This window comes from Streptococcus mitis, assembly GCF_946188375.1.
GTDB lineage: Bacteria > Bacillota > Bacilli > Lactobacillales > Streptococcaceae > Streptococcus > Streptococcus mitis_CX.
The window spans coordinates 407,086-420,316 of sequence record NZ_CAMHUS010000001.1; the positions used below are offsets into that span (position 1 = coordinate 407,086).

The window sequence follows — 13,231 nt, forward strand, 5'->3', positions numbered from 1 at the left end:
TCTGATATAATGGGAAAATATTCGGAAAAGGAGACTAAAAATGAAGAAAAAATTTCTAGCATTTTTGCTAATTTTATTCCCAATTTTCTCATTAGGTATTGCGAAAGCAGAGACGATTAAGATTGTGTCTGATACCGCCTATGCACCTTTTGAGTTTAAAGATTCAGATCAAACTTATAAAGGAATTGATGTTGACATTATTAACAAAGTCGCAGAGATTAAAGGATGGAATATTCAGATGTCCTATCCTGGATTTGATGCAGCGGTCAATGCGGTTCAAGCTGGTCAAGCTGACGCTATCATGGCAGGGATGACAAAGACGAAAGAACGTGAAAAAGTTTTCACCATGTCTGATACTTACTATGATACAAAAGTTGTCATTGCTACTACAAAATCACACAAGATTAGTAAATATGACCAATTAACTGGCAAAACCGTTGGTGTTAAAAACGGAACTGCTGCTCAACGTTTTCTTGAAACAATCAAAGATAAATACGGCTTTACTATTAAAACATTTGACACTAGTGATTTGATGAACAACAGCTTGAGTGCTGGTGCCATCGATGCCATGATGGATGACAAACCTGTTATCGAGTATGCCATTAACCAAGGGCAAGACCTCCATATTGAAATGGATGGTGAAGCTGTAGGTAGCTTTGCTTTCGGTGTTAAAAAAGGAAGCAAATACGAGCACCTAGTCACTGAATTTAACCAAGCCTTGGCTGAAATGAAAAAAGATGGTAGTCTTGATAAAATCATCAAAAAATGGACTGCATCATCTTCTTCAGCAGTACCAACCACAACTACTGCAGCTGGTCTAAAAGTAACTCCTGTTAAAGCTAAATACATCATTGCCAGTGATTCTTCTTTTGCACCGTTTGTGTTCCAAAACTCAAGCAACCAATTTACTGGTATTGATATGGACTTGATTAAGGCAATCGCTAAAGACCAAGGTTTTGAAATTGAAATTACCAATCCTGGTTTCGATGCCGCTATCAGTGCTGTCCAAGCTGGTCAAGCTGATGGTATCATTGCTGGTATGTCTGTCACAGATGCTCGTAAGGCAACTTTTGACTTTTCAGAATCCTACTACACTGCCAATACTATCCTTGGTGTCAAAGAATCAAGCAATATTGCTTCTTATGAAGATTTAAAAGGAAAGACAGTTGGTGTTAAAAACGGAACTGCTTCTCAAACCTTCCTAACAGAAAATCAAAGCAAATACGGTTACAAAATCAAAACTTTTGCTGATGGTTCTTCAATGTATGACAGTTTAAACACTGGTGCCATTGATGCCGTTATGGATGATGAACCTGTTCTCAAATATTCTATCAGCCAAGGACAAAAATTGAAAACACCAATCGCTGGAACTCCAATCGGTGAAACAGCCTTTGCCGTTAAAAAAGGAGCAAATCCAGAATTGATTGAAATGTTCAACAACGGACTTGCAAACCTTAAAGCAAACGGAGAATTCCAAAAGATTCTTGATAAATACCTAGCTAGCGAATCTTCATCTGCATCAACAAGTACTGTTGATGAGACAACTATCTGGGGCTTGCTTCAAAACAACTACAAACAACTCCTTAGCGGTCTTGGTATCACTCTTGCTCTAGCTCTTATCTCATTTGCTATTGCTATTGTTATCGGGATTATCTTCGGTATGTTCAGTGTCAGCCCCTACAAATCTCTTCGTGTGATTTCTGAGATTTTCGTTGACGTTATCCGTGGTATTCCATTGATGATTCTTGCGGCCTTCATCTTCTGGGGAATTCCAAACTTCATCGAGTCTATCACAGGCCAACAAAGTCCAATTAACGACTTCGTAGCTGGTACTATCGCCCTCTCACTCAATGCAGCGGCTTATATCGCTGAAATCGTTCGTGGTGGTATTCAGGCTGTTCCGGTTGGTCAAATGGAAGCCAGCCGAAGCTTGGGTATCTCTTATGGAAAAACCATGCGTAAGATTATCTTGCCACAAGCGACTAAATTGATGTTGCCAAACTTTGTTAACCAATTCGTTATCGCTCTTAAAGATACAACCATCGTATCTGCTATCGGTTTGGTTGAACTCTTCCAAACTGGTAAGATTATCATCGCCCGTAACTACCAAAGTTTCAAGATGTATGCAATCCTTGCTATCTTCTATCTTGTAATTATCACACTTTTGACTAGACTAGCGAAACGCTTAGAAAAGAGGATTCGTTAATGGCAAAACTAAAAATTGATGTAAATGATTTACACAAGCACTATGGAAAAAATGAGGTTTTAAAAGGAATCACGACTAAGTTCTATGAAGGAGATGTTGTTTGTATCATTGGTCCTTCAGGTTCTGGTAAGTCAACTTTCCTCCGTAGCCTTAATCTTTTAGAAGAAGTTACGAGTGGTCACATCACTGTGAACGGTTATGACTTAACTGAAAAAACTACCAACGTTGACCACGTCCGTGAAAATATTGGAATGGTTTTCCAACACTTCAACCTCTTCCCACACATGTCTGTATTGGACAACATTACCTTTGCTCCTATTGAGCACAAGTTGATGACTAAGGAAGAAGCTGAGAAATTGGGAATGGAGCTGCTTGACAAGGTTGGTCTAGCAGATAAAGCTAATGCCAACCCAGATAGCCTATCAGGGGGACAAAAACAACGTGTGGCCATCGCTCGTGGACTAGCAATGAATCCAGACATCATGCTCTTTGATGAACCAACTTCTGCCCTTGACCCTGAGATGGTCGGAGACGTACTAAACGTTATGAAGGAATTGGCTGAGCAAGGTATGACCATGATTATCGTAACCCATGAGATGGGATTTGCTCGTCAGGTTGCCAACCGCGTTATCTTTACTGCAGATGGTGAATTCCTTGAAGACGGAACACCTGATCAAATCTTTGATAACCCACAGCACCCACGTCTGAAAGAGTTCTTGGACAAGGTCTTAAACGTCTAAACTCAAACTGTAAGGATTTCCTTGCAGTTTTTTTCTATCTCGTATTGGATTTTTTGATTTTTCGGAAAATTATGTTAGAATTAAATTTATGAAATGAGATTTCCTCATACCTAGCAAGACTAGGAATAAAAATAGAAATTAGGTAGCTAGATGTCATCTAAGGTTATTGTTACAATTTTCGGTGCGAGTGGAGACCTGGCTAAACGCAAGCTCTACCCTTCCCTTTTTAGACTATATAAATCCGGCAATCTTTCCAAGCACTTTGCCGTTATTGGAACTGCCCGTCGTCCTTGGAGCAAGGAATATTTTGAATCTGTAGTGGTTGAATCGATCCTTGATTTGGCAGACAGTACCGAACAGGCTCAAGAGTTCGCTAGCCACTTCTACTATCAAAGTCATGATGTCAATGATACAGAACACTACATTGCTCTACGTCAATTGCAGGCTGAACTAAATGACAAGTACCAAGCTGAACACAACAAGCTCTTCTTCTTGTCTATGGCACCTCAGTTCTTTGGAACTATCGCAAAACACCTCAAGTCTGAAAACATTGTGGATGGTAAAGGTTTTGAGCGCTTAATCGTTGAAAAACCATTTGGTACAGATTACGCAACTGCAAGCAAGTTGAATGACGAACTCCTAGCAACATTTGATGAAGAACAAATTTTCCGTATCGACCATTATCTTGGTAAGGAAATGATCCAAAGTATCTTTGCAGTTCGCTTTGCAAACCTGATTTTTGAAAATGTTTGGAACAAGGACTTTATCGATAATGTTCAAATTACTTTTGCAGAGCGCTTGGGTGTAGAAGAACGTGGTGGCTACTATGACCAATCTGGTGCCCTCCGCGACATGGTACAAAACCATACACTACAACTTCTTTCTCTCCTTGCCATGGACAAGCCAGCAAGCTTCACAAAAGACGAGATTCGTGCCGAAAAGATTAAGGTCTTTAAAAACCTCTATCATCCAACAGATGAAGAGCTTAAAGAACACTTTATCCGTGGTCAATACCGCTCTGGTAAGATTGATGGCATGAAATATATCTCTTATCGTAGCGAGCCAAATGTAAATCCAGAATCAACAACTGAAACCTTTGCATCTGGTGCCTTCTTTGTAAACAGCGATCGATTCCGTGGCGTTCCTTTCTTCTTCCGTACTGGTAAACGTCTGACTGAAAAAGGAACTCATGTCAACATCGTCTTTAAACAAATGGATTCTATCTTTGGAGAACCACTTGCTCCAAACATTTTGACCATCTATATCCAACCAACAGAAGGCTTCTCTCTTAGCCTAAATGGGAAACAAGTAGGAGAAGAATTTAACTTGGCTCCTAACTCACTTGATTACCGTACAGATGCGACCGCAACTGGTGCTTCTCCAGAACCATACGAGAAATTGATTTATGATGTCCTAAACAACAACTCAACTAACTTTAGCCACTGGGATGAAGTTGGTGCGTCATGGAAGTTGATTGACCGTATCGAAGAGCTTTGGGCTAAAAATGGTGCTCCACTTCATGACTATAAAGCTGGAAGCATGGGACCTCAAGCAAGCTTTGACTTACTTGAAAAATTCGGTGCCAAATGGACTTGGCAACCAGATATCGCCTATCGTCAAGATGGCCGTTTAGAATAAAAAAAATCCTGCAAGTTTGTAGCTTGCAGGATTTTTGCTTCTGATTAAATTAAGCCTTCCAAGAGACCCTTCATAAAGTTTTCTGAGTTAAACTCTCCAATATCATCGATTTTTTCACCAAAACCAATCAATTTTACAGGAATATTGAGTTCTTCTCGGATGGCTAGAACTACACCACCTCGGGCAGTTCCATCAATCTTAGTCAAGACAATTCCTGTCAAAGGGGTAATTTTGGAAAATTCTTTGGCCTGTACCAAGGCATTTTGACCAGTTGAAGCATCTAATGCTAAGAAGGTTTCATGCGGAGCTTCTGGTACAACACGCTTGATGATGCGTCCAATCTTCTCCAACTCAGCCATGAGGTTGTCCTTGTTTTGCAGACGACCAGCGGTATCAATCATGAGAATATCAATACCTTCAGCTACGGCACGTTCCATTCCATCAAAGACCACACTGGCTGGGTCAGCTTTTTCAGGTCCAGTTACAACTGGAACGTCAACACGACGACCCCATTCAGCAAGCTGGGCTACTGCCCCCGCACGGAAGGTATCTGCCGCAACCAGCATGACCTTCTTACCAGCTTGTTTGTAGCGGTGGGCTAGTTTCCCGATAGAAGTTGTTTTCCCGACACCATTAACACCGACAAAGAGCATGACTGTCAAGCCATCTTGGAAGTGGATACTTTCATCATAGTTGCCATCCTTTTCATAAAGCTCAACCAATTTCTCAATGATGACACGGCGAAGTGCCTCAGGTTTCTTGGCGTTTTCAAGCTTGGCTTCGTAGCGTAGCTCCTCCGTTAAGTTAGAAGCGACTTGGACACCAACGTCACTCATAATCAGCAGTTCTTCCAATTCCTCGAAGAATTCTTCGTCAACAGAGCGGAAGTTAGCAAAGAAGGCATTCAAGCGGGCACCAAATCCTGTACGAGTTTTCTTAAGACTGCGGTCATATTTTTCCTGAACAGTTTCTTCTACTTGAGGCGTTTCTGGTTCAAGCACTTCAGAATTATTTTCTTCTACAGTTTCTTCGTGCTCAAGCTTCTCTTCATCTGAGACTTCTTCTTGTTGAACTTCTACAACTGGCTCTGAATTATAATTTTCTTCAACTGTGTCTGGGATTTCCTCTTCTTCAAGCACAGCTTCTTCAGCAACTTCTGCTTCTTCTTGAGGAAGTTCCTCAGCTTCTGTAAGGGCAGGCTCAACATCTTCAGACAAATCAAGATTTTCCAGAGCTTCTTTTACAACTTCTTCGATTTTAGGTTCTTCTTTTTTTCCGAATAGACGGTCAAACAATCCCATATCTTAGTTCTCCTTTAGCACATATTCTTCGATAGCCCAGGCAACAGCTTCTTCATCATTGGTCATTGGAGTCACTACATTTGCGACTGCCTTGACTTCAGGAACAGCGTTTTGCATGGCAACACCAAGCCCTGCCCATTCAATCATAGAGAGGTCATTGGCCTCGTCACCACAAGCCATGACTTGGCTTTGGTCGATTCCAAGATGGCTGATTAGTTTCGCCAAACCTGTTGCTTTATGAACATTCTTTGGCGACCACTCTAGCAGCATTTCACGTGATTTAAAGATTTCGTATTGGTCAAATAATTCTGGAGAAATCTTCTGAATGGCTGCATCCAAGGGTTCTTGAGCGAAGGCAGTCACACATTTATTGTAGGTCATCTGACTAGATAGGTCTGCAAAGTCAACTGGAACAAAAGTCAAAGCTGGATTAAATTTGGCATAAAGACTTTCTTGGTCGGAGTGAATTTGATAAACAGTTCCTTCTGAGATAGCATCAAGAGGCAGTGATAATTTCTCTGTTTCCTCATACAAGCGTGCTACATCATCATATGAAAAGACTGTCTTATCAAGGATTTCACCTGTATTTTTCTGAACCAAACCACCATTAAATGTAATCGTATACTCATCTTCGTGGCCGTCAGTCCCTAGCTCATGGAGAAAGAAATCCATGGCTTTTAGAGGACGACCTGTTGTCAATACAACCTTGATACCACGATCACGCGCAGCTTTCAAGGTTGCCTTGGTGCGATCCGTCAGCCTTTTATCAGTAGTAAGCAAGGTCCCATCCAAGTCCAATGCAATCAATTTTATATCTGCCATTATAAACCCTCCATATAAGCTATAACCGACTGGTCCTTATGGTGACCAATCACTGTCTCTGCTAATTCTAAAATTTCTGGTCGTGCATTTTCAGGAGCTACAGGATGTCCCACAACCTGCATCATATGCAAGTCATTTAGATTGTCTCCAAAAGCCATGACCTGATCCATTGTGATATCAAGTTTTTTAGCCAATTCAACAATAGCCACACCCTTATCGACATAGTCCAGCACGATATCAATGGATTCAAAGCCAGTTGTCATAGCCTTAACACCAGGGACATTTTCATTGACCCAAGCCTCACCAGCTTCAAGAGTTTCTTCTGTGAAGTTGGTCGTAAATTTGAAAATGTCATCTGTGATATCTTCCAGACTCGCTACTTTTTGGATGTTTTCATTATAATGCTGGCTCTCTTTCAAATAGGTCTCATTAACCGTATCTAGCACATAAGAGCCTTTTTTCCCCGTCAAGAGTAGTTTATTGATATCTACATAAGGTGAAGTTTTCAGCTTTTCAAAAGTTGCTAGATAAAAGTCACGAGACATGGTCGCTTCATACAAGTCCTGATCTTGATACTCTACCAAACTGCCATTTTCAGCGATGAAAATAATGTCATCACGAACATCAGCAAATAATTTTTCTAGAGACAAAAATCCGCGGCCCGAAGCCACCGCAAAGTAAATCCCTTTTTCCTTGTAGGAAGCTAAGAGAGACTTGAGGCGGTCCATATCAAAGCGTCCATTCCCATCTAGGAAGGTTCCATCCATATCCGTTGCTACTAGTTTAATTGTCATCCTTCAATACTTTCTAAATCTTTTAACTTCACCGAAACAATTTTTGAGACACCTGATTCTTGCATGGTCACTCCATAGATGGAATCAGCCGCCGCCATGGTTCCCTTACGGTGGGTCACGACGATAAACTGGCTATCCTTGTCAAATCGATTGAGGTAATCCCCAAAACGTTTAACATTGGCTTCATCCAGCGCAGCTTCCACCTCATCCAAAATGACAAATGGAATGGTCTTGACACGAATAATGGAGAAGAGCAAGGCAAGAGCTGATAGGGCTTTTTCCCCACCACTCATCAGATTAAGAGACTGGATTTTCTTGCCTGGTGGTTGAACAGAAATCTCAACCCCAGCTGTCAGCAAGTCTCCCTCAGTCAAGATTAGGTCTGCCTGACCTCCACCAAACATCTGCTTGAAAGTCACTTTAAAGGACTCACGAATAGCTTCAAAGGTTGATTTAAAGCGTTCCTTGACCTCATCATTCATCTCTGTGATGGTCTCAAGGAGCAGGTTTTTCGCTGACAAAATATCATCTCGCTGACTATTTAGAAAGTCCAGACGGTTGTGAACTTCTTCGTACTGTTCAATAGCATCCATATTGACAGGACCCAGTGAGCGAATAGCCTTCTCAAAATCCTTAACTTCCTGCTCTGCCAGATTGAGATTTTCCAACTCATGAGACTTTTCTAAAGCTTCTGTATAGCTAATCTGATACTGGTCTGTTAATTGAGTTTGTAAATGGCGCAAGCGCTCGCTGACCTTTTCTTTCTTGGCTTCAGCACGTGTTTGCTTGCGAATCCACTCTTCATTCTGCTGGCGAGCCTGATCCAAATGACTAGCAATATCATCCAGTTGACCTTCAATATCATCCAACTCAAACTGCTTGCGAATCAAACCTTGTTGGAGGTTTGATTTCTGAGTTTTGGCTTCTTCTGCTTGTTGACTGAGCAATTCTGTATCAACCTTCTCCAGATTATCAACCTTTTCTTGGAGAAGACGCTGGATTTCTTCTTGTTCAATATTCAGATTATCCAATTCCTTGCCTAAACGTTCAATATCAGCCACTTCATAACGTTTTTGCCCTTGCAGTTCTGTCTTAAGCAAACGAGCTTGCGCTACCTCTTCCTGCAAGTTTTGATAGCGTTCTTGGATGGCATTTTTGTTAGACTTAATCTCTTCAATCTCAGCTTCCAGATTTTGCTTGTTACTGGCGATTGTAGCAAGGCGATCTTGGCATTTTTCCTTATCTGCTTGCCAATCTCCTTCAGAAAGACGATCTAATTCCTCTTCTTGGAGTTTCCAAAGAGTTTCTAGCTCTTCAACTTGCTGACTGGTCTGCTGATAAGCGAGGGATAAGCCTTGCTCCTGAATACGTGCCTGCTCACCCTGAGATTTGATGGCTTCTAATGATTCGGTCAATCTAGCCATCTGGTCTTGTAAGGTCTTCAAAGTCGCCTCTTCTAAACGCAGGCTTGCTTCTTCTTTAGCAATTTCTTTTTGCAATTGTTCCAGCTCTGGCTTGATAAAAATACTGTTATTTTGGCGATTGGCACCACCCGCATAGGAACCTCCTGTGCGCAACTCTGTGCCGTCCAAAGTCACCATACGAACCTGATAACGAACTTGGCGAGCTGCTGCACTCGCATGTTCTACAGTATCAAAGATAGCCGTCGTAGCTAGCAAATTTTTGAAAATAGCTTCCAGTCTAGCATCGAATTTCACCAACTCATCTGCCATGCCCAGAAATCCCGGACTTGCAGCGATAGCATCTTGATTCTGGCTAGAAATCGTACGCGCCTTGATAGTCGTCAACGGAAGGAATGTCGCACGACCGGCTCTATTTCGTTTAAGGAAATCAATAGCCTTGGTTGCCGCGTTTTCATCTTCCACGATGATATGCTGACTGCTGGCTCCAAGCGCAATCTCTAGAGCAGTTTGATAATGAACATCAAAGGTCAGGTGTTCACTAACAGCCCCAATTATTCCACCAAGACGGGCCTTTTCTTGGAGAACACTCTTAACACCTGCATAAAAGTTACTATGATTCCTCAGGATATTTTCCAAACTTTTAGCTCTGGCCTGCTTGTTTTTAAGACTGTCCAGACGGTCAAATAGTTGACTTTGTTGAGTTTGATAGGAAGCTTTCTGCTCCTCTTGCTCCTTGTCAATAGCTTGATAGTCGGCCAATAATTTCTGAACCTGCTCCTTAGCAGTTTCAAGCTCGTCTTTTTGCTGACTAGCCTTCTCTTTAGCTGTAGCCAACTGTTTTTTCAGCTTTTCTAATTGATCTGCTTGTTTTTGAGAAAGCTGACGACTATTTTCCAACTCATTCTCGATGCGGGTCAGTTGGTTTGAGACATCCGCTTCTTCTTGTAAAAGAGCTACAAAGCGTTCGCGTAAGAGCTCAATCATTTGATCAGGATCATCTGAAAAAGCTAGCAATTCAGCTTCTAAACGATTGAGTTTTTGATTATTTTGGACTAGATTTTCCTCTAAGAGAGCTAAAGAGCTTTCTTTATCAGATTTTTCTTGGCTGAGTAAATTTCTCTTATCCTCCAAAGCAGCCAAACGAGCTTGTGCTTCCTGTTGATTCAGGGCTACTTGCTCAGATTCTAATTTCGATAGGGCTAATTTTCTCTCTAAATCACTAATCAGACTGGTCAAATCCATCAAACCGCCCTGATCTTTGGCCATTTCAGCCTGTAAATCTTGGCGTTGCTTTTTAAGAGTTTGATTTTCTTCTTCTAATTTTTCACGCTTTTGGTAATAACTCGTCAATAGTTCCTGAACCTGAGCCAACTCTTCTTCTGTCAACTCTAGTTCAGCCTTATTTTCCTTGATTTGAGCAACTAAAACATCCAAGTAAATAGCCTTACGTTGACCTTCCAAGTCTAGAAACTTACGAGCATTTTCAGCTTGCTTCTCAAGAGGCTTGATTTGATTGTCCAACTCATAGATAATATCCTCTAAACGGTCTAGATTATCCTGAGTTTGTTGCAGTTTACTCTCTGTCTCTTTTCTACGAGTCTTGTATTTCAAAACTCCAGCAGCTTCTTCAAAAATAGCTCTGCGTTCTTCAGGCTTGGAATTAAAAATCTCCTCAACCTTCCCTTGGGAAATAATAGAGAAGGAATCTCGTCCCAAACCTGTATCCAAGAAAAGATCATGGATATCACGTAGACGGACTTTCTTGCCGTCAATCTTGTATTCGCTATCTCCACTACGATAGATATGGCGTTCTACCCTGATTTCTTGACCTGCGTCCTTGATAAATCTGTCATTATTATCCAGAGTCACAACTACAGAAGCATAATTGAGCGGTTTGCGACTTTCAGTTCCGGCAAAGATGACATCCGGCATCTTGCCCCCACGGAGACTCTTGACACTTGACTCCCCCAAAGCCCAACGCAGACTTTCTGTAATATTAGACTTTCCAGATCCATTGGGTCCAACAACTGCCGTCACACCTTGGTCAAAGATGACCTTAGTCTTATCAGCAAAAGACTTGAATCCCTGAATTTCGATTTCCTTTAAATACATGAATCCAGCCCTTTCTCAACGGCATTTTTGGCAGCTTCCTGCTCTGCTAATTTCTTAGAACGACCTTGACCTTGACCAATGCTCTTGCCTTCAACCAGAACTTCTACATCAAAGACCTTATCGTGGGCAGGCCCTGTTTCAGAAATCACCTGATAACGAATAGCCACATCCCCGTTGACCTGAAGTAACTCTTGGAGATGGGTTTTGTAGTCTGTAATCATCTCAAACTCGCCTGCTTCAACCTTAGGAATCATAACCTGATAAATAAATTCCTTGACCTTAGCCACATCCTTATCTAAAAGGAGGGCACCGAGAAAGGCTTCGAAAGCATCACCAAGAATGGTGTCACGATTGCGCCCACCAGATTTTTCTTCCCCTTTTCCTAGCTTGATAAACTGATCAAACTGGCAATCACGCGCAAAACCAGCCAAACTCTCCTCACGGACAATCATAGCACGGAGTTTGGACAAATCGCCCTCTGGTTTTTTAGGGTATTTTTTATACAGATATTCTGAAATCAATAACTGTAGAACAGCGTCTCCTAAAAATTCCAAGCGTTCATTGTGTGAAATTTTTAAGAGGCGGTGCTCATTGGCATAACTCGTATGAGTAAAGGCAGTTTCCAATAAATTTCTGTCTGCAAATTCGATTGCAAAATGGTTCTTTAGTACAGTTTGTAATTCTTTCATACCAACCTCTTTCTAACTGATAACAGTCCTTTTTATTATATCAAAAAAAGCCCCTTGAGTCACTTTAAAACGGGACTGGAGAGGATTTAGGCATTCTTTAAAATAAGATTTTCAGTTTTATACTTCTTCAAACCACATCAGCTTCGCATTGCCGTACTCAAGTACAGTCTACGGCTAGCTTCCTAGTTTACTCTTTGATTTTCATTCAGTTTTAGGGACAAATTTAGAGCAGTGTAAAGAAAAAAGCCCTATTAGAGGCTTTTTTAGGATGTTTACATCCACCCTGAGGGAATCGAACCCCCATCTCAAGAACCGGAATCTTACGTGATATCCATTACACTAAGGGTGGAAACTTGTTTTATTATAACAGAAATTTGCTCTAATAACAAGTTTTTTTCTGGTGAGAATAGCCCGTCTTAGTGGGAAGCATCCCCATTCCAGATAGAGTTTTTCACGATAACATAATCAACGTGTTTAAGGTCAGCAACCTGACGTCCACCTGCATAAGAAATAGCACTTTGAAGGTCTTGTTCCATCTCAGTTAAAGTGTCTTGTAAATGACCTTTGGCAGGAAGCAAGATGCGTTTTCCTTCGACGTTTTTATAGGCTCCTTTTTGGTATTGAGAGGCTGAACCATAATATTCTTTGAAGTGTTCACCATCAACCTCGATCGTTTTTCCTGGGCTTTCGATATGTCCTGCAAAGAGGGATCCAATCATGACCATGCTGGCACCGAAACGGATAGACTTGGCAATATCACCATGAGTACGAATTCCTCCATCAGCGATAATCGGTTTACGTGCAGCCTTGGCACACCAGCGTAGAGCAGCCAACTGCCAACCACCTGTACCAAAACCAGTCTTAACCTTGGTGATACAAACCTTACCAGGTCCAATTCCGACCTTAGTAGCATCCGCACCAGCATTTTCCAATTCACGCACAGCTTCTGGTGTTCCCACATTTCCAGCAATGACAAAGGTATCTGGCAATTCTTTCTTGATGTGTTGAATCATAGAAATCACGCTATCCGCATGACCATGGGCAATGTCAATCGTGATATATTCCGGAGCATCAGCCTTGAGTTGACTAACGAAATCATACTCGTAGTCCTTAACACCAACAGAGATAGAAGCAATGAGGCCTTGCTCATGCATACGCTTAATAAAAGGAATGCGTCCTTCCTCATCAAAACGATGCATAATGTAGAAGTAACCACCTTTAGCTAGTTGCTCTGCTACATTTTCATCCAAAATCGTCTGCATATTAGCTGGTACAACTGGTAGTTTAAAGATGTGATTTCCTAGAGTAACACTTGTATCCGCTTCTGCACGGCTTTTAATCACACATTTATTCGGAATCAATTGGATATCTTCGTAATCAAAAATTGGAAATTCATTTAACATATCGATGTCTCGTTTCTTTTATAATGACCTACCTATGCTCTCGCACCACTACGTCTTTTCCGACGTTTCCTTAATTTATTATAAACTAAAGTACAGTTTTTG

The 13,231-nt window shown here is 41.4% G+C and carries 9 protein-coding genes and 1 tRNA gene; 3 read left to right on the top strand and 7 right to left on the bottom strand.

Annotated features, from left to right (window positions below; all coding sequences use genetic code 11):
• Positions 1–40 precede the first annotated feature (40 nt).
• From N8M16_RS01995 to zwf, 3 genes are all read left to right on the top strand, one after another.
• Complete coding sequence (locus N8M16_RS01995) at positions 41–2,206, top strand: ABC transporter substrate-binding protein/permease (protein WP_261069546.1); 2,166 nt, start codon at positions 41–43, stop codon at positions 2,204–2,206.
• Complete coding sequence (locus N8M16_RS02000; RefSeq protein ID WP_001096315.1) at positions 2,206–2,946, top strand: amino acid ABC transporter ATP-binding protein; 741 nt, start codon at positions 2,206–2,208, stop codon at positions 2,944–2,946. Before N8M16_RS01995 ends, N8M16_RS02000 begins: the two co-directional genes overlap by 1 nt.
• Positions 2,947–3,096: 150 nt before the next feature.
• Entirely contained in the window at positions 3,097–4,584 is a 1,488-nt protein-coding gene (zwf, locus tag N8M16_RS02005) for a glucose-6-phosphate dehydrogenase (RefSeq protein ID WP_261069547.1), read from the top strand.
• 44 nt (positions 4,585–4,628) lie between these two features.
• Here zwf and ftsY read toward each other — a convergent pair whose 3' ends face one another.
• From ftsY to N8M16_RS02040, 7 genes are all read right to left on the bottom strand, one after another.
• Positions 4,629–5,885: a signal recognition particle-docking protein FtsY gene (ftsY, locus tag N8M16_RS02010; protein WP_261069548.1), complete on the bottom strand. Its 1,257-nt coding sequence runs from the start codon at positions 5,883–5,885 to the stop codon at positions 4,629–4,631.
• Between the two features lie 3 nt (positions 5,886–5,888).
• Positions 5,889–6,707 (bottom strand): Cof-type HAD-IIB family hydrolase, encoded by an 819-nt coding sequence (locus tag N8M16_RS02015; RefSeq protein ID WP_261069549.1) that lies wholly within the window; start codon positions 6,705–6,707, stop codon positions 5,889–5,891.
• A complete protein-coding gene (locus N8M16_RS02020) occupies positions 6,707–7,501 on the bottom strand; it encodes a Cof-type HAD-IIB family hydrolase (RefSeq protein WP_261069550.1) in 795 nt (264 codons plus the stop codon). The genes N8M16_RS02015 and N8M16_RS02020 overlap by 1 nt, the downstream gene beginning before the upstream one ends.
• A complete protein-coding gene (gene smc / locus N8M16_RS02025; protein WP_261069551.1) occupies positions 7,498–11,037 on the bottom strand; it encodes a chromosome segregation protein SMC in 3,540 nt (1,179 codons plus the stop codon). Before smc ends, N8M16_RS02020 begins: the two co-directional genes overlap by 4 nt.
• A complete protein-coding gene (gene rnc / locus N8M16_RS02030) occupies positions 11,028–11,726 on the bottom strand; it encodes a ribonuclease III (RefSeq protein ID WP_020901436.1) in 699 nt (232 codons plus the stop codon). Before rnc ends, smc begins: the two co-directional genes overlap by 10 nt.
• A 277-nt stretch (positions 11,727–12,003) precedes the next feature.
• Positions 12,004–12,075 (bottom strand) — tRNA-Arg (locus N8M16_RS02035).
• Positions 12,076–12,142: 67 nt separating this feature from the next.
• Complete coding sequence (locus N8M16_RS02040; protein ID WP_261069552.1) at positions 12,143–13,129, bottom strand: GMP reductase; 987 nt, start codon at positions 13,127–13,129, stop codon at positions 12,143–12,145.
• Positions 13,130–13,231: the final 102 nt, after the last annotated feature.

Excerpts from the sequence above, each read along its gene's own strand:
- N8M16_RS02040 (WP_261069552.1), bottom strand. The coding sequence starts at position 13,129 with ATGTTAAATGAATTTCCAATTTTTGATTACGAAGATATCCAATTGATT.
- zwf (WP_261069547.1), top strand. The coding sequence starts at position 3,097 with ATGTCATCTAAGGTTATTGTTACAATTTTCGGTGCGAGTGGAGACCTG.
- rnc (WP_020901436.1), bottom strand. The coding sequence starts at position 11,726 with ATGAAAGAATTACAAACTGTACTAAAGAACCATTTTGCAATCGAATTT.
- N8M16_RS02020 (WP_261069550.1), bottom strand. The coding sequence starts at position 7,501 with ATGACAATTAAACTAGTAGCAACGGATATGGATGGAACCTTCCTAGAT.
- N8M16_RS02015 (WP_261069549.1), bottom strand. The coding sequence starts at position 6,707 with ATGGCAGATATAAAATTGATTGCATTGGACTTGGATGGGACCTTGCTT.
- ftsY (WP_261069548.1), bottom strand. The coding sequence starts at position 5,885 with ATGGGATTGTTTGACCGTCTATTCGGAAAAAAAGAAGAACCTAAAATC.
- N8M16_RS01995 (WP_261069546.1), top strand. The coding sequence starts at position 41 with ATGAAGAAAAAATTTCTAGCATTTTTGCTAATTTTATTCCCAATTTTC.
- N8M16_RS02000 (WP_001096315.1), top strand. The coding sequence starts at position 2,206 with ATGGCAAAACTAAAAATTGATGTAAATGATTTACACAAGCACTATGGA.
- smc (WP_261069551.1), bottom strand. The coding sequence starts at position 11,037 with ATGTATTTAAAGGAAATCGAAATTCAGGGATTCAAGTCTTTTGCTGAT.